The organism is Streptomyces sp. NPDC006309, from assembly GCF_040613095.1.
Taxonomy (GTDB): domain Bacteria; phylum Actinomycetota; class Actinomycetes; order Streptomycetales; family Streptomycetaceae; genus Streptomyces.
Window position 1 is genome coordinate 84,160 of record NZ_JBEXRO010000006.1, and the last position, 25,607, is coordinate 109,766.

General features: G+C 72.6%; 29 protein-coding genes. 9 read left to right on the forward strand and 20 right to left on the reverse strand.

Annotated features, from left to right (window positions below):
* Positions 1–82: 82 nt before the first annotated feature.
* Positions 83–946: an ANTAR domain-containing protein gene (locus ABZ117_RS11175; RefSeq protein ID WP_356819505.1), complete on the reverse strand. Its 864-nt coding sequence runs from the start codon at positions 944–946 to the stop codon at positions 83–85.
* Between the two features lie 270 nt (positions 947–1,216).
* Here ABZ117_RS11175 and ABZ117_RS11180 point away from each other — a divergent pair, with 270 nt between their 5' ends.
* From ABZ117_RS11180 to ABZ117_RS11190, 3 genes are all read left to right on the forward strand, one after another.
* A complete protein-coding gene (locus tag ABZ117_RS11180; protein ID WP_356819507.1) occupies positions 1,217–1,390 on the forward strand; it encodes a hypothetical protein in 174 nt (57 codons plus the stop codon).
* Complete coding sequence (locus ABZ117_RS11185) at positions 1,387–2,085, forward strand: hemerythrin domain-containing protein (RefSeq protein WP_356819509.1); 699 nt, start codon at positions 1,387–1,389, stop codon at positions 2,083–2,085. The genes ABZ117_RS11180 and ABZ117_RS11185 overlap by 4 nt, the downstream gene beginning before the upstream one ends.
* Before the next feature lie 107 nt (positions 2,086–2,192).
* Positions 2,193–2,657, forward strand: a complete 465-nt coding sequence (locus tag ABZ117_RS11190) for an SPW repeat protein (RefSeq protein ID WP_356819851.1) — start codon at positions 2,193–2,195, stop codon at positions 2,655–2,657.
* A 162-nt stretch (positions 2,658–2,819) separates the two neighbouring features.
* On the opposite strand, the gene ABZ117_RS11195 is transcribed toward ABZ117_RS11190, so the two are convergent.
* The 9 genes from ABZ117_RS11195 to ABZ117_RS11235 form a co-directional block, all read right to left on the reverse strand.
* Entirely contained in the window at positions 2,820–3,914 is a 1,095-nt protein-coding gene (locus tag ABZ117_RS11195) for a glutamate--cysteine ligase (protein ID WP_356819511.1), read from the reverse strand.
* Between the two features lie 296 nt (positions 3,915–4,210).
* Positions 4,211–4,801 (reverse strand): hemerythrin domain-containing protein, encoded by a 591-nt coding sequence (locus ABZ117_RS11200; RefSeq protein ID WP_356819513.1) that lies wholly within the window; start codon positions 4,799–4,801, stop codon positions 4,211–4,213.
* A gap of 11 nt (positions 4,802–4,812) precedes the next feature.
* Complete coding sequence (locus tag ABZ117_RS11205; protein WP_356819515.1) at positions 4,813–6,012, reverse strand: hypothetical protein; 1,200 nt, start codon at positions 6,010–6,012, stop codon at positions 4,813–4,815.
* Positions 6,013–6,314: 302 nt separating this feature from the next.
* Positions 6,315–7,259 carry a Rieske (2Fe-2S) protein gene (locus ABZ117_RS11210; RefSeq protein WP_356819517.1) on the reverse strand — a complete coding sequence of 315 codons (945 nt, stop codon included), beginning with the start codon at positions 7,257–7,259 and terminating at the stop codon, positions 6,315–6,317.
* 107 nt (positions 7,260–7,366) lie between these two features.
* Positions 7,367–7,609: an acyl carrier protein gene (locus ABZ117_RS11215; protein ID WP_356819519.1), complete on the reverse strand. Its 243-nt coding sequence runs from the start codon at positions 7,607–7,609 to the stop codon at positions 7,367–7,369.
* A gap of 125 nt (positions 7,610–7,734) precedes the next feature.
* Complete coding sequence (locus tag ABZ117_RS11220) at positions 7,735–7,995, reverse strand: GlsB/YeaQ/YmgE family stress response membrane protein (RefSeq protein WP_121790226.1); 261 nt, start codon at positions 7,993–7,995, stop codon at positions 7,735–7,737.
* A 176-nt stretch (positions 7,996–8,171) separates the two neighbouring features.
* The gene (locus ABZ117_RS11225) at positions 8,172–9,140 is read right to left on the reverse strand and encodes a threo-3-hydroxy-L-aspartate ammonia-lyase (protein WP_356819522.1); all 969 of its coding nucleotides are present in this window, start codon (positions 9,138–9,140) and stop codon (positions 8,172–8,174) included.
* Between the two features lie 54 nt (positions 9,141–9,194).
* Positions 9,195–10,391 (reverse strand): alanine racemase, encoded by a 1,197-nt coding sequence (locus ABZ117_RS11230; protein WP_356819524.1) that lies wholly within the window; start codon positions 10,389–10,391, stop codon positions 9,195–9,197.
* A gap of 10 nt (positions 10,392–10,401) precedes the next feature.
* Positions 10,402–11,076 (reverse strand): PAS domain-containing protein, encoded by a 675-nt coding sequence (locus ABZ117_RS11235; protein WP_356819526.1) that lies wholly within the window; start codon positions 11,074–11,076, stop codon positions 10,402–10,404.
* A 183-nt stretch (positions 11,077–11,259) separates the two neighbouring features.
* On the opposite strand from ABZ117_RS11235, the gene ABZ117_RS11240 reads away from it, so the two are divergent.
* Complete coding sequence (locus ABZ117_RS11240) at positions 11,260–12,039, forward strand: alpha/beta fold hydrolase (protein ID WP_356819528.1); 780 nt, start codon at positions 11,260–11,262, stop codon at positions 12,037–12,039.
* Between the two features lie 66 nt (positions 12,040–12,105).
* Here the strand turns inward: ABZ117_RS11240 and ABZ117_RS11245 are convergent, their stop codons facing one another.
* From ABZ117_RS11245 to ABZ117_RS11255, 3 genes are all read right to left on the reverse strand, one after another.
* The gene (locus ABZ117_RS11245; protein ID WP_356819530.1) at positions 12,106–12,606 is read right to left on the reverse strand and encodes a peptidylprolyl isomerase; all 501 of its coding nucleotides are present in this window, start codon (positions 12,604–12,606) and stop codon (positions 12,106–12,108) included.
* A 272-nt stretch (positions 12,607–12,878) separates the two neighbouring features.
* Positions 12,879–13,952 carry an NAD(+)/NADH kinase gene (locus ABZ117_RS11250; RefSeq protein WP_356819532.1) on the reverse strand — a complete coding sequence of 358 codons (1,074 nt, stop codon included), beginning with the start codon at positions 13,950–13,952 and terminating at the stop codon, positions 12,879–12,881.
* A gap of 357 nt (positions 13,953–14,309) precedes the next feature.
* A complete protein-coding gene (locus ABZ117_RS11255) occupies positions 14,310–14,525 on the reverse strand; it encodes a hypothetical protein (RefSeq protein WP_356819534.1) in 216 nt (71 codons plus the stop codon).
* A 1-nt stretch (position 14,526) separates the two neighbouring features.
* Here ABZ117_RS11255 and ABZ117_RS11260 point away from each other — a divergent pair, with 1 nt between their 5' ends.
* Positions 14,527–14,940 carry a DUF4232 domain-containing protein gene (locus ABZ117_RS11260; RefSeq protein WP_356819536.1) on the forward strand — a complete coding sequence of 138 codons (414 nt, stop codon included), beginning with the start codon at positions 14,527–14,529 and terminating at the stop codon, positions 14,938–14,940.
* A 233-nt stretch (positions 14,941–15,173) separates the two neighbouring features.
* The gene (locus tag ABZ117_RS11265; protein WP_356819537.1) at positions 15,174–16,985 is read left to right on the forward strand and encodes a sigma-70 family RNA polymerase sigma factor; all 1,812 of its coding nucleotides are present in this window, start codon (positions 15,174–15,176) and stop codon (positions 16,983–16,985) included.
* Positions 16,986–16,997: 12 nt separating this feature from the next.
* On the opposite strand, the gene ABZ117_RS11270 is transcribed toward ABZ117_RS11265, so the two are convergent.
* Complete coding sequence (locus ABZ117_RS11270; RefSeq protein ID WP_356819538.1) at positions 16,998–17,807, reverse strand: CAP domain-containing protein; 810 nt, start codon at positions 17,805–17,807, stop codon at positions 16,998–17,000.
* A 465-nt stretch (positions 17,808–18,272) separates the two neighbouring features.
* On the opposite strand from ABZ117_RS11270, the gene ABZ117_RS11275 reads away from it, so the two are divergent.
* The 3 genes from ABZ117_RS11275 (at position 18,273) to ABZ117_RS11285 (ending at position 20,094) form a co-directional block, all read left to right on the forward strand.
* Entirely contained in the window at positions 18,273–18,410 is a 138-nt protein-coding gene (locus tag ABZ117_RS11275) for a hypothetical protein (RefSeq protein ID WP_356819540.1), read from the forward strand.
* 10 nt (positions 18,411–18,420) lie between these two features.
* Positions 18,421–18,744: a DUF2795 domain-containing protein gene (locus ABZ117_RS11280; protein WP_356819542.1), complete on the forward strand. Its 324-nt coding sequence runs from the start codon at positions 18,421–18,423 to the stop codon at positions 18,742–18,744.
* Positions 18,745–19,689: 945 nt separating this feature from the next.
* Positions 19,690–20,094, forward strand: a complete 405-nt coding sequence (locus ABZ117_RS11285; RefSeq protein WP_356819544.1) for an SseB family protein — start codon at positions 19,690–19,692, stop codon at positions 20,092–20,094.
* Positions 20,095–20,203: 109 nt separating this feature from the next.
* Here ABZ117_RS11285 and ABZ117_RS11290 read toward each other — a convergent pair whose 3' ends face one another.
* The 6 genes from ABZ117_RS11290 to ABZ117_RS11315 form a co-directional block, all read right to left on the reverse strand.
* A complete protein-coding gene (locus ABZ117_RS11290) occupies positions 20,204–20,614 on the reverse strand; it encodes a MarR family transcriptional regulator (RefSeq protein WP_356819546.1) in 411 nt (136 codons plus the stop codon).
* 73 nt (positions 20,615–20,687) lie between these two features.
* Entirely contained in the window at positions 20,688–21,038 is a 351-nt protein-coding gene (locus ABZ117_RS11295) for a VOC family protein (protein ID WP_356819548.1), read from the reverse strand.
* A 146-nt stretch (positions 21,039–21,184) separates the two neighbouring features.
* Positions 21,185–22,216, reverse strand: coding sequence for a LacI family DNA-binding transcriptional regulator (locus ABZ117_RS11300; RefSeq protein ID WP_356819550.1), 1,032 nt, complete (start codon positions 22,214–22,216; stop codon positions 21,185–21,187).
* Positions 22,213–23,118 carry a carbohydrate ABC transporter permease gene (locus ABZ117_RS11305; protein ID WP_356819552.1) on the reverse strand — a complete coding sequence of 302 codons (906 nt, stop codon included), beginning with the start codon at positions 23,116–23,118 and terminating at the stop codon, positions 22,213–22,215. Before ABZ117_RS11305 ends, ABZ117_RS11300 begins: the two co-directional genes overlap by 4 nt.
* A complete protein-coding gene (locus ABZ117_RS11310) occupies positions 23,115–23,996 on the reverse strand; it encodes a sugar ABC transporter permease (protein ID WP_356819853.1) in 882 nt (293 codons plus the stop codon). Before ABZ117_RS11310 ends, ABZ117_RS11305 begins: the two co-directional genes overlap by 4 nt.
* 101 nt (positions 23,997–24,097) lie before the next feature.
* Positions 24,098–25,414, reverse strand: coding sequence for an extracellular solute-binding protein (locus ABZ117_RS11315; protein WP_356819554.1), 1,317 nt, complete (start codon positions 25,412–25,414; stop codon positions 24,098–24,100).
* Positions 25,415–25,607: the final 193 nt, after the last annotated feature.

Below are 25,607 nucleotides of genomic sequence, written 5' to 3' on the forward strand. Positions count from 1 at the left end.
GTGCGCCCGCCGGTCCCGGCACCGCCGGTCGGCGGACGCATCCCCGCTCACGCCGCGGCGCCGCGCGGATCACGCCGGGACATCAGGCGCGCGCTGCTGTGGCCGTGGCGTGCAGGTGTTCCAGGGCGTCCAGGACGACGGTGCTCCGGTGCCAGGACAGCCAGCGCCCGGCGTCCGTCCCGATGCGCTCCAGCGCCGACAACTGCGCTCGGGTCAGTGCGCGCAGCGGCCGTTCGTGGTGGGAGGAGACCATGCCGAGCACCGCGCCCGCCCTGCTGACCAGGGGAACGCTGTGGGCGGCCCGGCTGCCCGCCTGGAGGATGGCGTGGCGGGAGGCCTCGTCGAACACGGCCGCGGTCGCCACATCGGCCACGGTGACCTGCCGCCGTTCGGCCGCGGCCTGCGAGCAGGCGGTCGTCGGGGTGTCGACGAAGGCGAAGAAGTCGGTGAAGTACTTGTTCAGCCCGGTGTGCCGGGCCAGATGCAGCCGTCCGTTCCCGGCCAGCTGCACGTTGCCCATGGGAGTCTGCGTGAGGGACAGCACCCGGTTCAGCAGCGCTTTCAGCACCGCTCCCTGACTGCTCCGCGCGCCCCGGTCCAGGGCGATCCCGGTCAGCGGGGGCGGGCTGTGACGGGCACGGCCCGGGAACCACAGGACCGCGTCGTGGTCGGGCGCCGGCGTGCGGACCACCGCCTCGGCCAGTGTGTGCAGCTTGATGTTGAACCGCTGGGAGGCGTTTCTCAGCAGGACGAACGCCTCCTCGGCGGAGGCGAGGGCATAGCGCCCGAGCAGCACGTCCTGCGCGCGGGAGACCCCGGCGTGCCCGAACAGCCGGTTACGAGCGTCCAGTTCCTCCTGTGACGGAAGCGGGACACCGACCTCTTCACACGTGTTACCGGCAACCTGGACGGCTTCCTCCTCAGGGAACCGGGGCAGCTGGGTCATGCGGGCACTCCAGACGGAAAAGGGCAGGCAGACGGACCGACGCGGCCCGGCCGAACCCGGCCGGGCGCAGGTGTCTGCTTCCCAAACACTCATCCCGAGCCTAACCACGCCCTCGCAGCACAAACACCCAGGCCCCCGGGCACGGACACCCGGCACCCGGCGCCCCGCGCCGGGCGATGAAGAGGGCCCATCGAATTACCGAATGTCAGGGGTGAATTGCCGCAAATGTGGGGACCCGACCGCCAGTACAACGTTCCGCGAGGAGACGATATGAGCAGCCCCAAGGAGCACGAGGCCTCCAGCCCGCTGGAGCAGGTCACCGGTGAGAAGGACGTGCACCCCGAGGAGGAGGGCCGACAGCCCGAGTCCGCACCGGGCGCCACCCCGGACGAGGAGGACGGCGCCACGGACGCCGGAGACACGTCCACGCAGGCCGGGACATGAGCGTCTCGATCGCGCAGCGGGATGCCACGGCGCTCGGCGGCGAGGGCAGCATCCTGATGCGCCAGCGCCGCGACCACGCCCGCCTCGACGCGATGATGCGGCGCTACGCCGCCGCCCACGGTCCGAGCCGTGACCTGGAGCGGCTGTGGCAGGACATCGTGCAACTGGTGTTCAGCCACGCTTTCGCCGAGGAAACCGTCCTGTGGCCGGTGCTGCGCCGCGTCGCCCCCGACGGGGAGAGCCTCACCGGCCGGGTCGAGGAGGAGCACCAGGCGATCAACGATCTGATCGCACAGGTCGAGAGGTCGGTCGACGACCCCCGGCGCACGGCCTGGATCGAGGAGGCGTTCGCTCTCATCCGCCAGGACATCCGTGACGAGGAGGACGAACTCCTGCCACGCCTGCGCGAGGCCTTCGACGACCGCCGGCTGCGGCGGATCGGCGCCACCTGGGAAGCCGTACGGGCGACCGCCCCGACGCACCCTCACCCCGGCGTGCCCCGCCGCCCGCCCGGCAACGCGGTGCTGGGCGTCCCCCTCAGCGTCTTCGACCGCATCCGCGACGCCGTTCCCCGCATCAGCCCCACGGTCCGCACCGCCGTGACCCTCACCGGCGCGGCGGTGGCCGCGGCCGTCGTCGCCCTGCTGGTGCGCGCCGTCCGGGGCCGGGCGAGGCAGGCGCGCGGATCCACATGACCGACCGCCGGGCCGACGCCGTACCGGCCGAGACCTGGGTACCTCCGACAGACCAGACAGCCCCCTTCGTAAAGGTGAGGATCATGGCAACTTCCCCCAAGCCGTCGATGGAGACGCACCCGGACATCATCGACATGCGGCAACGCCACGAGATGGCCGAGCGCGCGACCACCACCCCCAAGGGCCAGGCCATCGAGACTCTGGCACTGCTCACGGGCCTGTACCTCGCCGCGTCGCCCTGGATCACCGGGTTCAACGGCCTGTCGACGCTGGCCGTCAGCAATCTGATCACCGGCATCGCCTACGCGCTGCTGATGAGCGGCGGCTTCGGCCGCGCCTACGAACGCACCCACAGCATGGCCTGGGCGGCCTGCGCCCTCGGCGTGTGGGCGATCATCTCGCCCTGGGTGGTGGCCGGCAACGTCAGCACCACCAAGACCATCGTGAACAACATCATCACCGGTGCGCTGGCCCTGCTGCTGGCGCTGGCCGCCAGCGCGGCCGCCCGGGCGGCGGAGTCGTCCCACGCCCGGCGCGACATGTCCGCGCCCTACGCGTCGGGCCGCGGCTGACCGCACGGCCGGACACGGCTGACGGTACGGGGCGCGTGCGCCGGGTGAACCGCCCGGCGGACGCGCCCCGTACGTGTGGGCCCCGTACGTGTGGGCCCCGTACGTGTGGGCCCCGTACGTGTGGGCCACGCACGTGTGGCCACGCACGTACATGTGGGCCCGTCAGGGCATGCCGCTCGTCTCGACCAGCATGTCGATGACGGCGTCGAGACCGCCGTCGGCCAGCGCCTGCCGCTGACGGTCCGCACCGGTGCCCTGCTGGAGCAGCCGGTGGACCAGCGAGGTCACCTCGCGGGTGTCACCTGCCGCGTCCAGGGCCGGCCCGATGTGCGCCATCAGCCGGTACACGGCATCGCCCGCCCGGCAGCGCTCGCCCCCGGGAAGGATCAGATCACCGCCCAGCCCGTACCGTGCCGCCTGCCACATCGCCACATCAACCAGCTCGGGAGGGGTGTCCGGCGCCGGGATGCCCGCCGCCGCCCGCTCCCTCGCGGTGTCGACCAGGGCGCGCACCAGGCCGGCGAACATCGCGGCCTCGTCGGTGCGCAGCTGCACGTCCAGACAGCGGACCTCGACGGTGGGATACGTCTCGGACATGCGGGCCTGCCAGTACAGCTGGCCGGTGTCCCCGATCACCCCCGTCTCCAGCAGCCGTTGCACCCGCAGGTCGTAGTCGGCCTCGTCGGTGAAGCACGGCGGGACGCCGCTGACCGGCCAGCGGTCGAAGACCACGGTGCGCCAGCTGGCGAACCCGGTGTCGTGCCCCTCCCACAACGGGCTGTTCGCCGACATGGCGGTCAGGACGGGGAGCCACCCCCGGATCCGGTTCAGTACCTGCACACCCACCTGCCGGCCGGGGATGGCGACGTGCACGTGCATGCCGTTGACCATCTGCTCGGCCACCAGCTGCGGCGCCTGCTGCTGCATGGCACGGTAGCGGGCCTGGTCGGTGACGGGGACGGGCAGCGCCTGGCGCAGCGGCGGTGTCCCGCTGGCCACCAGGCGGCAGCCGTGCGCCTCGGCCGCCCCGGCCACGGCGTGCCGCAGACGTAGCAGGTGGCCGCCGACCTCGTCCAGCGACTCGCACACCGGAGTGGCCACCTCGACCTGGGCCTGGAGCAGCTCCGGCTGGATCTCCCGCGGGGCGATGAACGGTTCGAGGCCGGCCGCGGCGCGGACCTTCTCCGCGCGCGCCGCCAGCCGGCCACTGGCCGGCTCGACGAGCAGGTACTCCTCTTCGACACCGACGGTCGTCATCCTGGGCCTCCCGTTCCCGCGGCGCGCTGCCCGGAAGGCAACGGGCACGCCCTTCGGGCCGGCGCGCTGCCGCTCCGTCCCCGGCGCCGCCCCGATCGTGTCCGGGGACGTATCCAAGTGCCACCATGGTTCCGCCTCCGAACCCGCCGCGCATCCTGTGCCGGGCGGGCGGTGGCCCCGGGCGGTCCCGGGCGCCCCGGCGCGCTCCCGGCACCGCGAGCGCGCCCGCCGGCCACCGGATCGTGGTCAGTGGCCGGCAGGCGCGGGCGGTCGGTGCCGCGGAAGTGCAAGGCGGCTCAGTGCTTGCCCATCGCCTTGCGGACGGCGTCCTTGGTGCGGTCCATGAGGGCCGCCACCGGGCCGATCGCCAGGTTGGCCGCGCCCGTCTGGACGCCGGGGTGGGGCCGGGTGGGGGCCATGGCCTCCGCGGCCTTGACCGCCTTCGCCATGGTGGCGAGGTTGGTGACGTCGGTGCTGCGGCGGATGTGGGAGAACTCGTAGCGCTCCTCCGCCCGCGCGTGCTCCTGCACGTCCGTGCGCAGCTTCATCAGCCGCGGCATGAACGCCGGGTCGTCGGTGTCCATGTCGTCCAGCGCCGCGAGGGTCTCCTTGGCGGCCTTCTCCTCGGCGAGCCGGTCCTCGACGACCTGCTCCCCACCCGACACCGCCCGCCGGACGAAGGGATGCACGACCTCCTCCTCGGCGGTCTCGTGCACGGCGAGCAGCCGTACGAGGCGACGGAAGGCCTCGCGGCGCTCCTCGCCCTCGCTCTGCTCCACCTCGTCGAACAGGTTGCGGATGTCACCGTGCTGACGCATCAGCAGGGCGACGACATCGATGTCGGGTACGTGGTCGTCACCGGCCTGCGGGGTGTGCAGCTCGGACATGTGCGGCCGCCTCACTTCTCGCGCTGGGCGGGGTTGGGGTGCTCGCCCTCGGACTGCACGCGGTACTCGCGGCCGAACATGGCGTCGTGCTCGGCCATGACCCGGTCGCTCGGGGGCTCCTCGCCGCCGTGGATGCCCTCCTGCATCCTCTCGAACCGCTCGTGGGCCTCGCGGACGTAGCCCGCGCCGAGGGTGGTCAGATCCATCTGGGTGTCGAGCAGTTCACGCAGGTACTGCTTGTTCGGCTCGAAGGTGAGCACGTTGGGCAGCTCCGGGGCCACGACCTCCTGCGGGTCGCGGCCGTCGTGGCGGCGCATCAGGTCGCACGCGATGTGCAGGTGCTCCAGCTCCATGTTCAGGTGCAGCTCCCAGATCGCCTTCACCCTGGGGTCGCTCTCCTGCTCCATGAAGGAGTAGTACAGGTAGCACTCGTTGTACTCGTGGTTGACCAGCTGCTCCCACCAGGTCTCGCCCGGGTCGACGAGGGACTCGTAGTGGGTGACGTGCTCCTCCTCGATCAGCCCGATCTCCTGGTAGAGCTGCCGGGCGATCGGCTCCATGTAGGTGGGGCCGGTGTTCATGTAGAAGTTCATCGTCTGCTGTTCCGCCGACATGATCGTCAGCGCGTGCAGCTTCGACAGCGGGTTCGTCGTGTTCTTGTCGTACGGGTCACGGACGTTGTCGACCGGGTCGCGGTGGTGGTACCGGGTGGGACGGCCCGGCATGACCTCGGTGAGGTTGTCGACGATCGACTCCGCCTTGCGGTGCTCGATCATCTCGTACAGGTTCGCGTACCGGTACAGGTGGTCGAAGTCCTCCAGCACACCGAACTGGTACGCCTGCTTGAGGTACGGATCCGGCTCCATCCGTGCCACCCACGCCGTCAGGTCCACCGCGACCTGCTCGTAGGCGATCGTCGTCTCGAGCACCGAGGAGACCCCCGGCAGCAGCCAGTTGACCACTTTCTGCTGCTGTGCCTCGATGTACCGGGTCCGGGCGAGCTGCCGCTTCAGCTCCGGGTCGGGCGTGTGGCGGGCGAGCTGGTGGCTGAAGAGGATGGCCTCCACCTCGATCCCGTTCATCGTGATGATCCGGCAGCGGGTGTACGGGTCGCAGCGGTCGGGGTCGATCGGCTGCACGTTCAGCTCACGCCAGCTGCGCAGCTGGCGGTCGAGCGGGATACCCCGCTGCTCCAGTGGGTTGAACGTCATGGGGGGTGCCTCCAAGAGCAGGGCGAGTCGTGGGCCGGCGGGTACCCCGCCATGGACACGGGCCACAGGTCCGTCACCGAGTCTGGGCGCTACCGGTGCGTCTCAGCCACCGGTGGGGCTCGGGTGACACATGGTTCGCCCAGGTGGGCCAGCTGACGTGACACGGCGAGTGACGTATGAGATGACTGAATCGGCATCTGTACGAGCGGTTCGGCCACCGGTCCCGGGGGCCGGCGCACCCCGTGCGCGCGACCGCGGCGGGCCGGTCACCCGCCGCGGTCGGCGCCCGTGTCCGCTCCGGGTCAGGTCTCCCGCCCGTCCCCCTGCCGGCCTGCCGGCGATCCGTGGTCCCGGTCCGGCCGGCGCAGCCGCACCTCGACGTGACCGTCGACGGTCCGCGCGTCGAAGGCGGGCTGGGGCGCGGTGGCCGGACCGCGTACGTTGAGGCCGTCCGAGAGCCGGAAGACGCTGCCGTGCCAGGGGCACCGGACACAGCCGTCGGCGACCGTGCCCTCCGACAGCGGCCCGGCGAGATGGCTGCACCGTTCGGCCAGCGCGTGCAGCGTCCCCCCGTCCTCCCGTACGACCAGCACGGGGACGTCGTCCACGCTGCGCCGCACGGCCTGACCGGGCGGGAACGTCTCGACGGGGCCGACACGGTGCCAGCCCTCGGTGACGACGTGCGGAACCTCTTCCGTGTGATTGGCGCCGGAGGCCTGGCGATAGGCCAGGTGCCCGCCCAGGGCTCCGCCGAGTCCGACCGCGGTCAGTCCCAGGAACCCGTACGCGCGGCCCGCCGCCTCACGGCCCTGGAGGCGCCGGACGAGCGAGACGCCGTACAGGCCGACCGCCGCCGTGTTGGCCAGGGCGTGCACCAGACCGATGCGCTGCTGCTGGGGGTGCAGCTCGGCCCAGTCCACGGCACCGGCCAGGGCGGCGGGCGCGGCCGTGGCCAGCCCGACGCCGATCAGCAGCGCCGAGCCGGGGGAGCGTACGGGCCGCAGATCCAGCACCGCGGCGGACAGCCAGCTCCCGATCGGCACCTGCACCATCAGCGGATGCACCGGGTGGCCCAGCCACCTGCCATGGAGCGCGTCCCGTGCCGCGCCGAGCGGCAGGGACCGCGTGCCCGTGCGCAGGGCGTCGATCACACGGTCGGCCCGCGGGTCCCGTTCCAGCCGGTCCAGCAGCCGAAGGAATGTGTTCTGCCGCGGGGAACGGCCGCGGCTACGAGGCGGAGTGCTCATGGGCGGCCGGGTCCCCCGCTGCCCGGACGGCAAACGGAGGCGGCTGCCGGACCGGCAGCCGCCTCCGTTCGCCGTCCCCCGGCCCGCGCCGCGGGCCGGGCATGCCGTCAGCTCACCGCCGGACCGGCGTCCTCCGTGCCGGACAGCTCGGCCAGGAACCGGTGACAACGGGCGGCGCGCTCGGAGTCCTGCTCCATGACGCCGCGGAAGAAGTCGGCGATCTCCTTCTTGCCCGCGTTCTCCGCGTCGCGCACGTACTGGCCGTAGTCGTGTCCGGCCTTCAGGGAGTGGTACTGCACGGAGATGAGGTCGAACACGACGTCACTGAATCCGGTCTCACCTGTAGCCATGAGTCCTCCTGGACCATCTCGTCATAGGGACAAGAGCTGGGTTTCACCGTTTCGGGGGCTGAAACGCCCCGTACATGGGCAAGTCCCCGGCAGCGGGTGCTGACGGGGACTTCTCACGCGGGGGTTCACGCGTGTCGTCGGGCCCAGAGCGGGGTGACGAAAGCGATGAGGAGAGCTGCGACGCCTATCTGGAAGATGTGGCGGATCCAGTCGATGCCGCCGGTGTCACCGACGCCGAAGGCAGTGGCGAGCGCGTTACCGGCGACCGCGCCGATGATACCCATGATGACCGTCAGCCAGAGCGGGATGGGCTGACGCCCCGGGAGGACCAGCTTGGCCAGCAGTCCGATGATCAGTCCCGCGATGATGGCCCACAAGAACGACACGACTTCTCCTTCCACGGTGCACAAAGTCTGTTGATCCTCACGTGCCCCTGGAAGAAGGGCTTACGCCTGCCCATTGGGAAGACATCCGGCGTGAGGACGTCTTAGCCCGTCGACGGCAGGGAACCGCGGCCACGGCCGGAGCCGGCCCGCCGGCCCGCACGGCCGGTCAGCGCCGGTCAGGCGGTGAGGAGTTCGGTGAAGCGCCGGGTGTCGATGTTGCCGCCGGACGCGATCAGGCCGATCCGCCGCGGCGGGTTGTCGACGCGGCCGGCCAGGAGGGCGGCCAGCGGTGTGGCGCCGCTCGGTTCGAGGACGATCTTCAGGCGCTCGAAGGCGAAGCGCATGGCGGTGACGATCTCGGCGTCGCTGACCAGGGCGATACCGTCCACCAGGCGCTGGTTGAGGGGAAAGGTGATCTCGCCGGGCGTGGCCAGCGCCTGTCCGTCGGCGATGGTGCGGGGGACGGGGACCGTGACGCGTGCGCCGCTCTCCAGGGAGCGCTTGGTGTCGTCACCGGCCTCCGGCTCGACGCCGATGACCCGGATGCCCGGGTGCAGTGCCGTTGCGGCGGTGGCGCTGCCCGCGATCAGGCCGCCGCCTCCCACGGGCACCACGAGGGCGTCCAGCGGGCCGGTGTCCTCCAGGAGTTCGAGAGCGGCGGTGCCCTGCCCGGCGATGACGTGCGGGTCGTCGTAGGGCGGGATCAGGGCCAGGCCCCGGTCCGCGGCCAGGGCGTGGCCGAGCGCGGTGCGGTCCTGCGTGTAGCGGTCGTACGTGACGACCTCCGCCCCGTAGCCGGCGGTCGCCTCCCGCTTGGAGCGGGGCGCGTCCTCGGGCATCAGGATGACGGCCGTGGTGCCCAGTTCGCGGGCGGCCAGGGCGGTGGCCTGGGCGTGGTTTCCGGAGGAATAGGCCGCGATGCCCCTGGCCAGCTGCCGGGGCGGCAGCTGGGCGGCCGCGTTGTAAGCGCCGCGGAACTTGAAGGCACCGACCCGCTGGAAGTTCTCGGCCTTGATGAACACCTCGGCGCCCACGAGGGAGTTCAGGGTGCGGGAGGTGAGGACGGGGGTGCGGTGGACGATGCCCTTCAGGCGGGCGGCGGCCTCACGGACGTCGTCGAACGAAACGGGCGGTACGGCGGCCATTCGGGGTCCTTGGGGTGGTGAGGGGGCGGGGGACCGGGTGATGCCGGGGGCAGGTCACCAGCCGGTGACGCGGGGCCGGAACGCCTGGATCGCGGGAGCGCCGGCGGAGCCCCGGGAGCCGTCCACGACGTGATAGCCCCGGTGCTGGGCGGCGGTGGCGCAGGCGTGGTTGGGCAGGACGCGCAGGCGGGTGCCGACGGGGAGGGCGGGCAGCGGGGCGCCGTCGCGGGCGGTGAGGGTGCCGTGCTCCTGGCTCGTGGCGGTCATGACCAGGCCGGGGATCAGCGTGCCGGACAGGTCGGCGACCAGGCCGTAGCCCTGGTCCCGTGCCTGCGCGGCGGTGCCGCGGTCGCGGGACATGGCCATCCAGCCGCCGTCGGTGATGAGCCGGCCGTACTCGGGGCGGTGGCCGATGACGGTGACGGCGACCGACAGGGCGAGGTCGTCGACGGCGCACACGCCGAGGCCCGCCATCACCAGGTCGAGGAAGACGTAGTTGCCGGCGCGCAGTTCGGTGACGCCGGTCTGGTCGTCGGCGGCGTGGGCGGTGGGGGTGGAGCCCACGCTGACGGTGGGCACGGGCAGACCGTCGGCGCACAGCCGGCCGGCCGCGGCGACGGCACTGTCGCGTTCGTGGCCGGCCGCGACGCGCCGCTCCTCGTCGGTGGGGGCGAAGTACGACTCGCCGGCGTGGGTGAGGACGCCGTCCAGGCAGCCGGCGTCGTCCAGGATGCGGCCGATGCCGGTGAGTCCGGGGTCGTCCGGCTTCAGTCCGCCGCGATGGCCGTCGCAGTCGATCTCGATCTGGGCGGGGACGGCGATGCGGGCCTCGCCCGCCGCCGCGGCGACGCACCGGGCCTGCTCGGCGCTGTCCAGCAGGACGCGCAGGGTGACCCCGCGGCCCGACAGGGCGATGACGCCCGGGAGTTTGCAGGGATCGATGCCGACGGCGTAGGTGATGTCGGTGTAGCCGGCGTCGGCGAAGGCCTCCGCCTCGGCGAGGGTGGAGACGGTGATGGGGCCGGGGGTGCCGTCGTGCAGGAGGGCGGCGGCGTCGAGGCTCTTGGCCATCTTCACATGGGGGCGCAGGGGAACCCCGAGCCGGTCGGCCCTGGCCCGCAGGCGGGCGATGTTGCGCCGCGTCTGGTGGACGTCGACCACGGCGAACGGGGTGTCGGGACCGGCCAGGGCCGGGGCGGCGGGGGCGAGGGCGGCGGGGGAGGGAGCGGCGGGGGAGGAGGTGGCGGTCATGGGCGGGCCTTCACTTCGCGTAGTTGTAGACCGTCGCCCGGGACACGCCGAGCAGGTCCGCGATGGTCCGTGCGGCGTCGCGCGAGGTGAAGTGGCCGTCGCGCCGAAGCTGTCGTACGAGCGTCTTCTTGTCCTCCCGGCTCAGCGAGCGGGGCGTCGCCGCACGCTCCGCGGCGTGCGCCTCCACCGCCTGCCGCAGCTCGCGCGCGTTGCGGTCCCGCAGGGTCTCCAGCGGCTCGTCGCGGTGCCCGGTGTCCGTGGCCACGAGGTTCGACAGCGCGAGGGTCACCGGGGACAGGACGGACACGTCGAGGTTCAGGCACAGCGCCGCGATGTACTCGCCGGCCGCGTTCCTGATGCCGATGGACGTGCTCTTCGCGGGGCGGCCGTCGGGGAACCGGTTGGGATAGTTCTGGAGGACGCTCGGGTACGCCGGGTCGGCAATACGGGCCAGGCCCAACTCCGTTACCGAGTCGCCGATCCGGCGCCCCGAAAGGTTGTTCTCGATCACCCGCACCGCGTGGCGCGGGGTCCGCAGGTCGTGCAGGACCACCTCGCACAGACCCGGGAACATGCGGCCCAGGGCGACGGCGATCTTCTCGGCCTCCCGGACGAGGTGCTCGTCCTCCTCTGCCTCCCGGACGAGGTGCTCGTCCGCCTCCGCGCCGTCCGCGAGGTCGTCCACGGAACACGCTCCTCCCACGGCCTTCGACCGAACGTCCAACTCTGGACGGTAAGGCTAAGAAGTTGGCCGTCCGGTGTCCAGCCCCCCGGGCGCCGCCCGTCGCGCACGGGGAGCCGGCGCGCGGGTACCGTCTGTCCGAGCACATGTCGCATCGCACGTATCACAGTCCAGCGAGGGGGACCCATGGCCGAACGGCCCGCCGCGGAACACCAGTTGTGGCTGCGCAGTTTCCACCGCCCGACGCCGGGCGCGCCGCGGCTGCTCTGCCTGCCGCACGCCGGCGGCTCCGCGAGCTTCTACTTCGCTGTCTCCAAGGCGCTCTCGCCCGCCGCGGACGTGCGCGCGGTGCAGTACCCCGGCCGCCAGGACCGCTACGACGAACCCCCGGCCGGCTCCATCCAGGAGCTGGCGCAAGGGGTGTTCCGCGCGCTGGACGACGGGGAGGACACGCCGCTGGTCCTGTTCGGCCACAGCATGGGCGCGATGGTCGGGTTCGAACTGGCCCGGCTCCTGGAGGCCGCCGGGCGGCCCCCCGCGATGTTCTTCGCCTCCGGCCGCCGGGGCCCGTCCCTGGTGCGGACCGAGACCGTCCACCAGGGCGACGACGCGCAGCTGATCGCGGAGGTCACCAAGCTCGACGGCACCGACGCCGCCCTGCTGGAGGACGAGGAGCTGCTGCGGATGGTCCTGCCCGTGCTGCGCGCCGACTACCGCGCGGTGGAGACCTACCGGCGCACTCCCGGACCGCGGCTGAGCTGCCCCGTCGTCGCGATGACCGGCGACGCCGATCCCCGGTTGACCCCCGACGAGGCCCGGACCTGGGCCGAGGAGACCGACGGGGCGTTCGAGCTGCGGGTCTTTCCCGGCGCGCACTTCTATCTGGTGGCGCAGCAGGAGGCCGTACTGGCCGAGGTCAGGGCCGCGCTACGGCGGCTGGGGCCCGCCGCGGGGGCGGTGGCCTGAGCGGCGCCGGCGGCCCGGGACGACACAGGCGGCACCGGCGCAGCGGTGCCGCCCGCGTGGTGTGCGTCAGCCCAGGACCTTGGCGGACTCGATCACCACGGGCTCGGCGGGAACATCCTGGTGACCCTGCCGGCTGCCCGTCTTGACGCCCTTGATGGAGTCGACGACGTCCTGGCCCTCGGTGACCCGGCCGAACACGGCGTAGCCCCAGCCGTTCGGGGTCTTCGCCGTGTAGTTGAGGAAGGCGTTGTCCGACACGTTGATGAAGAACTGGGCCGTCGCGGAGTGCGGGTCGCTCGTCCGCGCCATCGCCACCGTGTAGGCGTTGTTCTTCAGACCGTTGTCGGCCTCGTTCTGGATCGCGCCGAGGGTGGGCTTCTGGGACATGTCCGGGGTGAAACCGCCGCCCTGGACCATGAAGCCGGGGATCACCCGGTGGAAGATCGTGCCGTCGTAGTGGCCGTTGCGCACGTACGTCAGGAAGTTCTCGACGGTCTTGGGCGCCTCGGCGTCGTTGAGCTCCAGCACGATCCGGCCGAAGTTGGTGTTCAGCTCGACGGACGACATCACAATCTCCTTGTTCCCGTGGGGCTCGCCCACGCGTACGGTACGGCCGGGCGGCCGTTTCTCCGGTGCGACCGAGGACCACGACGATCAGCGGCCTCGCGCGCACCAGGGAATATATGACCACAGAGGGCACACCCGGCGCGGCAGCGCCCCGGGCGTCGAACGGCCATCCGGGTCAGCGCCGTGCCGGCCGCGTCACCTCCGGACGGCCCGTCACCTCCGGACGGCCCGGCGGCTCAGGACGGCCCGTCACCTCCGGACGGCCCGGCGGCTCAGGACGGCCACGGTGCGTCGTCGGGTGCCGGCGGCATGGCCAGGTGGGCCAGATCCTCCGGCGGTGGTGTGGTCACCGGCCACAGCGGCGCCGCGGCCCCGTCGGCGAGCGCGGCCGGTGCGTCGGTGAGGTTCATGCGCTCGCGCAGCCGCCCGTAGAAGTCCGTCGGACCCAGCCGGACCGCCTTCAGCCGGCGGGGCGCGGCATACACACCGATCCAGTCCCCGGGGCTCAGCACACCACGCAGCTGGCCGTCGATGCTGACCGCCGCCTGACCCGACCGTTCGAGCACCCGCAGCGCGATCGGCTCATCCGGCGCCGCCACGACCGAGCGGTTGAACACCATGTGCGGCGCGACCGGCGTGAAGACGAGCCCCTCCACCCGGGGCGAGACCACCGGGCCGCCCGCGGCGAAGCTGTACGCGGTGGAGCCCGTGGGCGTCGCCACCAGCAGCGCGTCGGCCGAATAAGCGGCCAGGAGCCGGCCGGCCAGATAGACCCCGACCGACACCTGCCGGTCCCGCGCCAGCTTCTCCACCACCACGTCGTTCAGCGCGGTGACGTTCAGCGCCACCCCCCAGTCCCCGCCCGCCGTACAGTCGGCCCGCACCCGGGGCGGGGGCAGCAGCGGCCCGCGGCCGTACCGCAGCAGTGCCTCCATCTGCGCCGGCACCTCCAGCCGGCACGACGCCCGCAGGGTGAGGAGCATCCGGCTCTCCACGGTGATCCGCCGCTCCCGTACGGCGTCCAGCGCGGCCCGCACCGCCGTGGCCGGAACCTCCGTCAGGAAGCCGACGCGGCCCAGGTCGACGCCGAGCACCATGGCGTCGTTCTCGGCCGCCAGCCGGGCGCCGCGCAGGAACGTGCCGTCACCGCCCAGGGTGACGACCAGGTCGGGATCGCCCGCGGCCTCGACCTCCTCCCGGGCGCTGTGCCGCGCGCCCTCCCGCCACACGTCGATGTCGGTGCAGCCCACCGCGTGCTCGGCGCACCACTCACGCACCGCCCGCGCGGCGGCCACCGCCTCGGCGCGCCCGCCGTGCACGACCAGGCCGACCCGGTTCACCGTCATACCCGCCTCACCCGCACACCCGTCTCCCAGCCGGTTCGTCCCCGGCTGCCATCCTCGTCGCGGACCGGGCCCGCCCGGCGCGCGCCACGCCGCCCGGGACGCGGCGCGGGAGTCTCGCCCCGCTCGTCCCGGCCGCTGTGACGGACCGGACCTGATCACGTCACCGCCGTGTCACAGGAGCGGCTCACGGGAACCCGGAGCCCCGGCGACCGGTCTGTGCACGTGAGACCGGCGCCGCGCCGGTCGTCCTGGACGCACACCGCACACATCGGGGGACCCCATGCAGAACCGACACACCAGCCGCGTCAGCGCTGCGGCCCTGGCCGCCGTCGTCGCCACCCTGTCGCTGACGGCCTGTCAGTCGGCGAGCGCGGCACCGGCGGCGGGCACACCGATCGCCAGGACGCCTTCCACCACCGCCACTTCGACCACGGCACCGGCCACCGCCCGCCCCACCGCCACCCGGCCCGCGTCAGCGGCTCCCACGTCAGCCGCCTCCACGTCAGCCGCCTCCACGTCAGCCGCGCCCGCCCCGGCCGCCACCGCGTCGGTCTGTGCGGCGAAGGCGCTCAAGGTGACGGCGTACCAGGCCGCCCACCGTCCCATCGGCACCGGCACCGGCGCGGCGATCGTCCGGTTCACGAATGTCTCCGCGACGGCGTGCGTGCTGCGGGGCCACCCGACGGTGGCCGGGGCGGCCAACGGCTCGCCCCAGCACTCCGTCCCGCTGGCGGTGACCCGTAAGGGCACCGCGTCCGCCGTGCGGGTGGCCCCGGGCGGCAAGGCGTGGCTGAAGCTGACCTTCGTGCAGGTGCAGGGTGAGGGAGACGGGTACTGCGTGTCCGGCGCGACGCCCTCCGTGTTCCCGACGCTCGTGGTCGGCCTGCCCGGTGCCGGGTCGCACCAGGTCGCCCTGGACGACGGGCAGTTCGCCGAGTGCGACAACAAGGTCACCGCGACGGCGGTCTCGTCGGTGAAGCCCTCCTGATCCGGCGGACACCGGACCGACCGGTGTCCTGACCTCATCGGTGCCCCGGCCCGGCGGCCACTTGCCGCCGGGCCGGGGCACCGTCGCGGTGTGATCTTCTCCATTGCGGCCGTGGCACCGCCCCTGTGAGTCTCACGTCGAACGATTTTCCGAAGAACTGTTATCGGCACCGCACCCAGCGGTCTCCCAGGTAACGGACAGCATCGTTCGGCGTCGAGGACAGGGAAGCTCTGATGAGGACACAGCACACGGTGGACACGGCGGCACTGGTCGACGCCGCCCGAGGGGGAGATCCGGCCGCCCAGGACGCCCTGGTCAGCGCCTACCTCCCGCTCGTGTACAACATCGTGGGCCGGGCCCTGAACGGTTCGGTCGACGTCGACGACGTGGTGCAGGAGACCATGCTCCGCGCCCTCGACGCGCTCGGCGACCTGCGGACCCCCGAGAGTTTCCGCTCCTGGCTCGTGGCCATCGCGATGAACCGTGTCCGGGCGCACCGGAAGGACCGGCAGCTCGCTCCCGGCGCCGTCGAGGAGGCCGCCGACGTCGCGGACCCGGGCGCCGACTTCGTGGACCTGACCATCGTCCGGCTCCAGCTGTCCGGCCAGCGCCAGGAGACGGCGCGCGCCACCCGCTGGCTGGAGCCGGACGACCGGGAGGTGCTGTCGCTGTGGTGGCTGGAGTGTGCCGGCGAACTGACCCGGGCCGAGGTCGCCGCGGCGCTGGGCGTGCCGCCGCAGCACACCGCCGTACGGGTGCAGCGGATGAAGGCGAGGCTGGAGTCGGCCCGCGTGGTCGTACGGGCGCTCGACACCCGGCCGCCCTGTGCGGAACTGCGCGGTGTACTGGGCTCCTGGGACGGCATGCCGTCCGCCCTGTGGCGCAAGCGAATAGCCCGGCACGCCCGTGACTGCGCGCGGTGCGGCGGGCTGTGGAGCGGCCTGCTGCCCGCGGAGGGGCTGCTGGCCGGACTGGCGCTGGTCGCCGTGGCACCGGCGCTGCTCGCGACGGTACGGTCCGCGATGGCCGGCACGTCCACGCCCGGAATGACCGCGGCGGGCATGACCACGACCGGCTCGGCCGCACCCGTCGCACCGGACACGGCAACCGCTCACCCGGCCGCGGACGCCGGACAGACCGGATACGCGGGGCACGCCGAGTACCCGGGGCACGCGGGGCACGCCGGCTCGGACGCGGGGGACGCCGGTGCGGAACCGGGCGGCGGAGGCGGTACCGGTCCGGGCGCCCGGGCCGGGCTCCGGGGCGCTCGCCGGCGTACGACGGCCCGCGACGAGGCACGACGACGGCGGCGGAACCGGCGCCGGGCCGTCGGGGGAGTCGTGGTCGCGGCCTGCGTCGCAGGTGGCGGCCTCTGGTACGTCGGCACCGGCTCCGGCCCGCGCTCCGGGGACGCCACCGCCGCGCACACCGCGGGCGCTCCCGTCGTCGACATGGCGGCCCCGCGCCCCGCCGAGACCTCGTCCTCGCCGTCCGCGTCCCCGTCACCGTCCGCGTCGCACCCGAAGAAGCCGAGCGCCTCCAAGAGCCCGCGTCCGGCCCGCAAGAGCGGTACGCCCGAGGCACAGCGCACCGCGCGTGTCACGCCCAGTGCCACCCGGCCCGCGCCGGCGCGGACACAGCCGGCGCCGGCCCCGGCGCCCGCGGGCACGGTGGCACAGGTGGTCGCCCTGGTGAACAAGGAGCGGTCGGCCGCCGGGTGCGGTCCGGTCACCGAGGACGCGCAGCTGGACAAGGCCGCACAGGGCCACTCCGACGACATGGCCGCCCGCGGCTTCTTCGACCACACCAACCCGGACGGCGCCGGCCCCGGTGAACGGATCACCGCGGCCGGCTACCGCTGGTCCACGTACGGCGAGAACATCGCCCGGGGCCAGCAGACGCCGCAGGCCGTCATGGACTCCTGGATGCACAGCCCCGGCCACCGCGCCAACATCCTCAACTGCTCGTTCAAGAACCTCGGCGTGGGCGTCCACAACGGCTCGGGCGGCCCGTGGTGGACCCAGGACTTCGGCACCAGGCTGTGACCGCGGCGGCTCTCACCGGGCGGTGGCGAAGTCCTGCGTCCAGTAGCTGCCGGGCTGGGCGAGACCGACGCCGATCTCCTTGAAGGAACAGTCGAGGATGTTGGCCCGGTGGCCCGGGCTGGCCATCCAGCCGGCCATGACCTGCTCCGCCGTGCCGTAGCCGTAGGCGACGTTCTCGCCGTAGCCGCTCCAGGCGTAGCCGGCGGCCGTGATGCGGTCGCCCGGGGACGAGCCGTCGGAACCGGTGTGCGACATGTTCTGGTGGGCCGCCATGTCCGCGCTGTGCGCCTGCGCGGCCTTGGTCAGCGCCGAGTTCAGGGTCAGGGCCTGGCAACCGACCTTGGCGCGCTCGGAGTTGACCAGTCGCAGGATCTCGGCGGTGACCCCGGACGCCGTGGCGGTGGGCTTCGGGGTGGTCGGCGCGGCGGGGGCCGCGGAGGCCGGCGCGGAGGGGGTGACCCTCGGCGTCCGGGGAGCGGTGGTCGCCCCGGGCTCATGGGCGGCGGCCTTCGGGGCGAGGCTCGGGTGGGCCGTCGGACGGGCCGTGGTCTTCTGCGCGGCGCTCGGAGGAGCCGTGACCCGGGGCGCGGGCGGCGGGGTGGTCTGCGGTACTCCGGTCTCCTGGACGTTGCGGTGGTGATGCATGCGCGCGTACTGCCACTGCCCCACGGGCGCGGTCGTCGCGGCGGCTTGCGGCTGCCCGTCCGGACCGTACGGCCACTCGGAACAGGCCAGGGCGATGGACGGTACGCCCACGGCGCCGATGGCGAGGGCGGTGATGACTATCCGCCGGTAGTGCTTCGTTTTGCGGTGCTGGCCCATACGTCAACCTCACTCGGTGATCGCCGAGCGCTCATTCTCGGGACGCCTTCACAGACAGCGCAAAGGGCCTGTTTCACTAACCCGCCTAGTAGGCCCACCCGGCTCTTGTCGGGCGGCCCGAGAGATGCCGACTTCGCGACAGCGATGTTTGCGCGTTCATGTCTGTCCGTCAGATGCGCGTGGGCGGAGGGCAACGCGGTGAGGTGCCGAACGGCCGGTGCGGCGACGAGCGACACGTGGTCGTGTGCACGGCAAGCCGGACAAATCCCTTATGTCGTGGGAGTGCCTTCTACTATGCGGAGCGCTTAGTGGGCGAACCCGGTGTGATGGATGTCTCGTCCCTGCCGGTGGACCGGGCGCCGGCCCACCGGCAGCGGAACGGGAACGCCGCCAGGTGAGGGACGTGTGGCCCACGGGTACCCGGAGGCCTGTGACGCCTATGCGACCCATGTGGGAGGAGACCCGATGAGCGAGAACACCCCGTCCCAGGCCGAGGGCGAACCGGAGGACGAGGCCCCCGAGACGGAGCAGCCGCCGCGCACCACCCCGTCCCAGGCGGAGGGGGAGGACCCGGACGAGGACGAGGACGCGGGCGACGTGTGAGGGAGGCGTCATGGGCGCTGCGCACACCATCGTCCCCGAGGTGCTGGATGCGCTGAAGGACGTGTCCTACCCGGCGGACAGGGACCGGCTGCTCACGGCCGCGCGCGAGGCGGGCGCCCCGGACGAGGTCGTCAGGGCCCTGCGCGGTATTCCCGCCGAGGTGTACGGCGGCCGGGAGGAGGTGGCGCGGGCGGTCCGGGCGACCCCGGACTCCGGCCCCGGTCGCGACACCACGCAGGCGTCGCCACAGGCACGGCACCGCGGCAGACCCGGGGTCGCGCAGCACCTGCGGGAGGAACCGAAGACTCCGATCCATGAGGAGTTCGACCGCTGAAGTGAAGCGGGCACGGTGACGCCGGTGGCAGCCGGGTGGGCGGCGGTGCGGCTCACGCTCGCGCCGCCCCGGGCCGCCTTGACGCCCCCGGGGCAGCACCACTCCCATGTATGTCAGGGCGCTGCGCATCATGGAGCCGTACCGGCCCTTGATCCGGACCACCACCCTCGCCGGCCCTGGCGCGCAGGCCGGACCGTGAGCGGGCCGCAGTCCGCCCGCAGCTTCCGCCGCCCGTGCCCGGCATCAGTGAACTGCCCGCCCGGGCCTCGGCGGGGAAACAGTTGACGTACGTGCTGCCGTGACCGGGTCGCGACCCGGTCACGCAGAACAGCGGGTGTCCGCGCGGCGGAGCGGCTCCGGTGCGCCCCGGGGGGAGTGGTTCTCCGCCGTCCGGGGCGCACCGGCCGGACGGCGGGCGGCTCCTTCGCCGAGCACGCCGTCGGCCTGTGCGTCCCCGGCCACCTCGTCCTGACGCCCCCCTCCGGCCGAGCCGGCACGGACACCCCGCAGGACGACACCGGCACCGGGCACCGGCACCGTACGGGCACGGACACCGGCACCGCGCAGGAACGAGGACGACGGCTTGGCGGAACGCCGGACACGGCCCGGGCCCCGGCTGCCGCCTCGGTCACCCGGCGGAACCGGGGCGGCCCCGGCCCGGCGTCGCTCACCGGCGCCCGGTCTCGCCTCGCCCCGGTCTGGCCTCGCCCCGGTCTCGCCTCGCCCGGTCTCGCCCCGCCCCGGCGTCGCTCACCGGCGCCCGGCCCCGCCCCGCCGCGGGAAGGCACGGCCGCGTCCACGCGGCCCACCAGGCATGCCCGGCCCCGCGACCTCCCGTCGGCCCCGACGCATGCCGCGCACCCCACCGGGTACGCGAGGCGGAGCACGCCCGGGCAGCAGCCTGCCCGGCCGGCCCGTAACACCGCCGCTACCTGGGGATCTGCCATGGAAACACCCGCACACGACGACCTGCCGACGCCGACGCCGGCCCAGCAGGCACTGGACGCGCTCGCCGTGAACGCCGAGGACCAGACCGCCCTGGACACCCTCGCCCACAGCGAGGTACTCGTCCCGGTCCCGGACGACGCGGTCAACGGGGAGGGCGTCGACGCCTCGACGGTGGCGCTGCCCGTCCTCGAACAGCCCGGGGGCGACCCGATCGTCCCGGTGTTCACCTCGGAGGGCGAGATGGCCGAGCTGCTGCCGTTCGTGTCCCGCTACCGCCTGATCCCGCTCGGCGCACTCGCCTCGCAGTGGCCCGAGGAGGACCTCTCCCTCGCCATCGACGGCAGCTCCGCCCACGGACTGACCCTCACCTCGCAGGGCGTACGCACCCTGCTCGTCCGCTGACCCCGCGCCCGGGAGGGCGCGCGGATGCGCCCGGCGCCGGACAGACGCTGTGGACCGGCTGCCGGCGTTGTGCCGCCCGCAAGGGGCGCGGAGATCCCGCCGGGCGGGCTCAGCCGCCGCTCGGGCCTTCCTGCTCGGCCAGCATGCGCCGCAGCACGGCCCGCTGGAGGGGCAGCACCTCGGCGTGCAGCGCGCGGCCCCTGGGGGTGAGCGCGACCCACACCCCGCGCCGGTCCTCCGCGCACACGGAGCGCTCCACCAGACCGTCCTTCTCCAGCCGACCGATCAGCCGGGACAGCGCGCTCTGGCTGAGATGGACCCGGCCGACCAGGTTCTGCACCCGGCACTGGTCGCCCTCGGCGGGCGACTCGGCGGCCAGGATGTCCAGTACCTCGAAGTCGCTGGCGCCCAGACCGTGGGGGTGCAGGGCGCGGTCGATCTCGCACATCGTGTGCGCGTGCACCGTGAGGATGCCCCGCCAGCGTTCCTCGAGCCGGGCCTCGGCCGTCTTGACTGCCATACCGGCACCGTAGCACCGATCCGGCCACTTGTTGAGTGTGCAACTAATGCTCCGGGCCGGTCCGCCGCAGACCTCAGGCGGCCGGGTCCTGGAGGAGTCCCACCAGGTTGCCGTCGCTGTCCTTCACCGAGGCGATCAGCCGGCCGCCGCCGACGTCCTGCGCGTCCTGGAGCAGTTCCGCGCCGGCGTCCAGCAGGGCCGCGAGCCGCTTGGCGAGATCGGTGACGTGCCAGTACGGCACCGGACCGGTCATGCCCTTCGCGTGCCCGTTCGGGTCCAGGCCGACGTCCTGCCCGGCGGCCTTGTAGCCGACGTAGTAGGGCTCGTCCGCGTACGGCTCGACGCCCAGCAGCGCGGAGAACAGAGCCTTGGCGCGGTCCAGGTCGCGCACGGGGTAGATGATCGTCCGGAGACCCTCGGTCATGGGACTCACTCCTTCGGGATGGGTGGCCCGACGGGTTCCCGCCGGTGCTCCCAACGTAGGGCCGCAGGACCCGCCACGGCTTCTCCGATCCTGACCGGTTGCCGGCCCCCGCCCATGCCGGGGAGGCGGCCGACGGGTGCCGGCCGTCACGCCGAGTCGCGCCGTACCAGCTCCGTCGGGAGGATCACCGCCGCCGGGTCCTCACCGCCTATCTGCGCGAGCAGCACCCGCACCATCTCGGCGCTGATCCGGTCCCAGGGCTGCCGGATCGTGGTGAGCGCCGGACTGGCGGCGGTCGCCGCCGGCGAGTCGTCGAAACCACCGACGGCGATGTCGTCCGGCACCCGCTTCCCGGCCCGGTGCAGGGCCGCCAGCACGCCCTGCGCCATCAGGTCGGAGGCGACGAACACGGCGTCCATGTCCGGCGCCCGGGCCAGCAGCCGTTCCGCGCCCGCCTCGCCGCTGGCCCGGCTGTAGTCGCCGGAGACGACGAGCCGCTCGTCGGCCGCGATGCCCGCCTCGGCGAGGACCTCCCGGTAACCGGCGAGCCGCTCCACGCCGCCGGGGGTGTCCAGCGGGCCGGTGACCACGCCGATCCGGCGGCGGCCCAGCGACAGCAGGTGCCGGACCATGTCCCGGGCCCCGTCCCGGTCGTCGGCGGCCACATAACTCACCTTCGAGCCGAGGCCGATCGGCTTGCCGCAGGCGACCAGCGGCACCCCCGCCTCCCGCAGCTCCTCGGCCACCGGATCACCGGAGTGGCTGGAGACCAGCAGCACCCCGTCGACGTGGCCGGCCGTGATGTACCGCGTGATCCGGCGCCGTTCGTCCTGCGTGCCCGCCAGCATCAGCAGCAGCGGGACGTCGTGCGCGGCCAGCGCCTGGGTGCAACCACGCAGCAGCACATTGAAGTTGGGGTCCTCGAAGAACCGCTCCTGCGGCTCGGTCAGCAGGAAGCCCACCGAGTCCGACCGCCCGGTGATCAGCGAACGGGCGTGGCGGTTGACGACGTAACCCGTCCTGCGGATCGCGGCGTTGACCGCCTCCTGGGCCGCGGGGCTGACGTAGTGCCCGCCGTTGAGCACGCGTGAGACCGTGCCGCGCGAGACACCCGCCTCGCGCGCCACGTCGTGGATCGTCGGCGGTCTGCGCCGGCCCCCCGTATGGCTCATGGTCATGACTTTACGGCCCCGGACAGCAGGTCCAGGCTCCAGAACCGCTGAATGACCAGGAAGAGCGCGATCAGCGGGAGGACCGCGAGGAAGGCGCCCGTGATCACCAGGGTGTACAGCGCGGGCGTGTTCGAGCCCTGCTCCAGCAGCGTGTACAGCCCCAGCGTGAGCGGGAACTTCTCGTCGTCGCTCAGCATGATGTACGGCAGCAGGAAGTTGTTCCAGATGGCCACGAACTGGAACAGGAACACGGTGACCATGCCGGGGACCATCATCGGCAGCGCGATCCGGGTGAAGATCCGCCACTCGCCCGCCCCGTCCATCCGCCCGGCCTCCACCACGTCGTCCGGAACGGCGGCGGACGCGTAGACCCGGGCGAGGTAGACGCCGTAGGGGGAGAGGATCTGCGGCAGCAGCACGGACAGGTAGGAGTCCGTGAGGTCGGCCTTCGCCAGCAGCAGGTACTGCGGGATCGCGAGGATCACCGGCGGCATCAGCACACCGGCGAGCAGCACGTTGAACATCGTCTCGCGGCCCCGGAAACGGTAGGTCGCGAGCGCGTACCCGCTGACCGCCGACACGGCGGTCGACAGCAGGGCGCCCAGGCCCGCGTACAGCGCCGAGTTGCCCATCCAGGTCCAGTAGACGCCGTCCCGGTAGGCGTTGAGGTCGGCGAGGTTGCCGGCGAACCCGGTGCCCGGCAGGAACGTGAAGGTGGAGAACAGCTCGTGCCCGGACTTGGTGGACGCGATCACCACCCAGGCGACCGGCAGCAGGGTGTAGACCGCGCCGAACAGCAGGGTGACCGTCGGGACCAACGCGGTCCGGCGGCGCCGCGGCGGACCCAGCGCCGTGCCCGGGGTGGTGCCCGCGGCCGGGGCCGCCTTGTGGACGGCGAGAGTACTCATCCTGCTTCTCCTTGACTGACGTCCCGCTTGTTGCGGCGGTTCGCGGCCCGCAGGAAGCCGAACGACAGCAGCAGCGTGACGACGGCGATCAGCGTCGCCTCGGCCGCCGCCGAATAGATGTCGTTCCGGCCGAAGGCGTCCTGGTACACCTTCATCAGCGGACTCCAGGTCGTGCTGACGGAGTTGGTGAGCGGCTTTAGGGTGGTCGGCTCGTTGAACACCTGGAGCGTCGCGATGATCGAGAAGAAGAAGGTCAGCACCAGCGAGGGCACCACCATCGGGATCTTGATCCGCAGCGCGATCTGCGTGGGGGTGGCGCCGTCCAGTTTCGCCGCCTCGTACACCTCCGCCGGGATGGACCGCAGCGAGGTGTAGATGACGATCATGTTGAAGCCGGTGCCGCCCCAGACCGCGATGTTCGACAGGGCGAGGAAGAGCGGCCCGCCGTCCAGCAGGTCAGGCTGCGGCAGGCCCAGCCGGCCGAGCACGAAGTAGAACGGGCTGACGTCCGGCAGGTACAGGAAGCCCCACAGCAGGGCGGCCACCACGCCGGGAATGGCGTACGGCAGGAAGATCGCGAGCCGGGTGACCGGGGCGAGCCGCACCTTCTCGGAGTCCAGCATCAGCGCGAACAGCAGCGCGAGGCCGAGCATCACCGGGACGACGACGCAGCCGTAGCCGAGCACGCGCAGCGCGCCCCGCAGCAGCTCGCTGTCCCGGAAGGCCCCGGTGTAGTTCTCGAAGCCCGCCCACACCTCCGTGCGGGCACCCGAGCCGAGGCCCAGTCCCGAGACGTGCACCTTGCGGAAGCTGAGCCAGACCGCGTAGCCGATGGGCAGCGCGAAGAAGAGGGCGAACAGCAGGGTGGCGGGCACCAGGAAGACGTAGGGCGCGCTCCGCGCCCGGCGGACGGTGCTGGGTGACGGGCGGCCGTACGGGGCCCCCTCGGCCCCGTACGACGTCCCGCTCGCGGAGCTGCTCACCGAGCGACCTCGAAGCCCTGCTTCTTCATGTCGGCGACCGTGTCGTCCTGCATCGCCTTCAGGGCGGCGGTGAAGTCCGACCTGTTCTTCGCGGCGGCGCCGAAGGCGTCCTTGAAGGACGTGTAGGCGACGTTCACGTTCGGGCCCCACGCGGACGGCGCGGTGGTCTTCGCGATGGCGGCGGCCCGGGTGTAGAAGTCCGGCTGGCCGGCGAAGAACGCCGGCGGGTTGGAGAAGGCGCCGCTGAGCTGGGCCGAGGTGGAGGCCGGATAGATGCCGCTCTCCCTGGCCAGCGCGTTGAGGGCGTCGTGGTCGGTGTTCAGCCAGGTCGCGAACTCGGCGGCGGCCTTCTGGTGCGCGGAGTCGGTGGTGACCGCCGTCGAGGAGCCGCCCCAGCTGCCGGTGGCGTCCTGGTCCAGCGACCACTGGGGGAGCGGGGCCATGGCCCACTTGCCCTTGGTGTCCGGCGCCGCCGTGGTCAGCGTGCCCGGCGCCCACACGGCGCTCACCCAGGCGATCTGCCTGCCGGTGTCGAGGGCCTTGTTCCAGGAGGGCGTGTACATCGGCTGGTTGTCGATGACGCCCTCCTTGACCAGGCCGCCCCAGAACCCGGCGACCTTCCGGGTGGCCGCGTCGTCGATCGCGACCTTCCACTTGTCACCGGACGTGGTCCACCACTTGGCGCCGGCCTGCTGGGCGAGCCCCGCGAAGAGTCCGGAGTCGTTGGCGGAGAAGGTGGTCAGGTCCTTGTCGGGCGCCTTCCGCTTCAGCTGCCGTGCCGTCTGGGCGAACTGCTCCCAGGTGGTGGGGACCTTCAGCCCGTACTTCTCGAAGAGGTCCTTGCGGTAGTAGAACATCATCGGGCCGATGTCCTGCGGCACCGCGTAGACGGCGTCCGTGCCGAGCGTGGTCTGCTGCCACACGCCGTCGGCGAACTTGTCCTTGACGCCGCCGGCCTCCTGGGAGATGTCGGCCAGCGCGTCGTTGCTGACCAGCGTCGGCAGCGCCTGGTACTCGGCCTGCACCAGGTCGGGGGCCTTCTTCGCCTTGTGCGCGGTGAGGATCTTGGTGACCAGCGTGTCACCGGACGCCTGCTTCTTCACCGTGACGGTGATCTGGTCCTTCTTGCCCGGCCCCTTGTTCCACAGGTCCACGACCTTGTCCATGCCGGGGGTCCAGGTCCAGTACGTCAGCGAGACGGGACCCGACTCGGCCTTGCTGCCGTCCTCGGAACCGCAGGCCGCGAGGGCGGTGGCACCGAGAGAGACGGCGAGGGCGGTTGTCACGAGGCGGCGGCGCTTCGTGTGCGGCATGGTTTCTCCCCTGACCTGGGCCCCCGCCCGCTGCGGGGACCTGCCATGCAGATGTGCACGTTCACATGACCCGGGCGTTTCCAGCCGGAGAGCCCCTGCCATGCTTCTGTGAGCGTTCACAGTAGAGAAACATCCCGGACACTTGTCAATGGTTGTTGCTGTGCGGTTATGTTGGGCTCGCGCCGCTGACGAT

Coding starts and splice junctions, on each gene's coding strand:
- ABZ117_RS11285 (WP_356819544.1), top strand. CDS start 19,690: ATGGAAACACCCGCACACGACGACCTGCCGACGCCGACGCCGGCCCAG.
- ABZ117_RS11275 (WP_356819540.1), top strand. CDS start 18,273: ATGAGCGAGAACACCCCGTCCCAGGCCGAGGGCGAACCGGAGGACGAG.
- ABZ117_RS11180 (WP_356819507.1), top strand. CDS start 1,217: ATGAGCAGCCCCAAGGAGCACGAGGCCTCCAGCCCGCTGGAGCAGGTC.
- ABZ117_RS11185 (WP_356819509.1), top strand. CDS start 1,387: ATGAGCGTCTCGATCGCGCAGCGGGATGCCACGGCGCTCGGCGGCGAG.
- ABZ117_RS11225 (WP_356819522.1), bottom strand. CDS start 9,140: ATGGCCGCCGTACCGCCCGTTTCGTTCGACGACGTCCGTGAGGCCGCC.
- ABZ117_RS11315 (WP_356819554.1), bottom strand. CDS start 25,414: ATGCCGCACACGAAGCGCCGCCGCCTCGTGACAACCGCCCTCGCCGTC.
- ABZ117_RS11290 (WP_356819546.1), bottom strand. CDS start 20,614: ATGGCAGTCAAGACGGCCGAGGCCCGGCTCGAGGAACGCTGGCGGGGC.
- ABZ117_RS11205 (WP_356819515.1), bottom strand. CDS start 6,012: ATGACGTTCAACCCACTGGAGCAGCGGGGTATCCCGCTCGACCGCCAG.
- ABZ117_RS11295 (WP_356819548.1), bottom strand. CDS start 21,038: ATGACCGAGGGTCTCCGGACGATCATCTACCCCGTGCGCGACCTGGAC.
- ABZ117_RS11215 (WP_356819519.1), bottom strand. CDS start 7,609: ATGGCTACAGGTGAGACCGGATTCAGTGACGTCGTGTTCGACCTCATC.
- ABZ117_RS11305 (WP_356819552.1), bottom strand. CDS start 23,118: ATGAGTACTCTCGCCGTCCACAAGGCGGCCCCGGCCGCGGGCACCACC.
- ABZ117_RS11250 (WP_356819532.1), bottom strand. CDS start 13,952: ATGACGGTGAACCGGGTCGGCCTGGTCGTGCACGGCGGGCGCGCCGAG.
- ABZ117_RS11240 (WP_356819528.1), top strand. CDS start 11,260: ATGGCCGAACGGCCCGCCGCGGAACACCAGTTGTGGCTGCGCAGTTTC.
- ABZ117_RS11200 (WP_356819513.1), bottom strand. CDS start 4,801: ATGTCCGAGCTGCACACCCCGCAGGCCGGTGACGACCACGTACCCGAC.
- ABZ117_RS11270 (WP_356819538.1), bottom strand. CDS start 17,807: ATGGGCCAGCACCGCAAAACGAAGCACTACCGGCGGATAGTCATCACC.
- ABZ117_RS11190 (WP_356819851.1), top strand. CDS start 2,193: ATGGAGACGCACCCGGACATCATCGACATGCGGCAACGCCACGAGATG.
- ABZ117_RS11245 (WP_356819530.1), bottom strand. CDS start 12,606: ATGTCGTCCGTCGAGCTGAACACCAACTTCGGCCGGATCGTGCTGGAG.
- ABZ117_RS11280 (WP_356819542.1), top strand. CDS start 18,421: ATGGGCGCTGCGCACACCATCGTCCCCGAGGTGCTGGATGCGCTGAAG.
- ABZ117_RS11300 (WP_356819550.1), bottom strand. CDS start 22,216: ATGACCATGAGCCATACGGGGGGCCGGCGCAGACCGCCGACGATCCAC.
- ABZ117_RS11195 (WP_356819511.1), bottom strand. CDS start 3,914: ATGACGACCGTCGGTGTCGAAGAGGAGTACCTGCTCGTCGAGCCGGCC.
- ABZ117_RS11210 (WP_356819517.1), bottom strand. CDS start 7,259: ATGAGCACTCCGCCTCGTAGCCGCGGCCGTTCCCCGCGGCAGAACACA.
- ABZ117_RS11230 (WP_356819524.1), bottom strand. CDS start 10,391: ATGACCGCCACCTCCTCCCCCGCCGCTCCCTCCCCCGCCGCCCTCGCC.
- ABZ117_RS11265 (WP_356819537.1), top strand. CDS start 15,174: ATGAGGACACAGCACACGGTGGACACGGCGGCACTGGTCGACGCCGCC.
- ABZ117_RS11175 (WP_356819505.1), bottom strand. CDS start 946: ATGACCCAGCTGCCCCGGTTCCCTGAGGAGGAAGCCGTCCAGGTTGCC.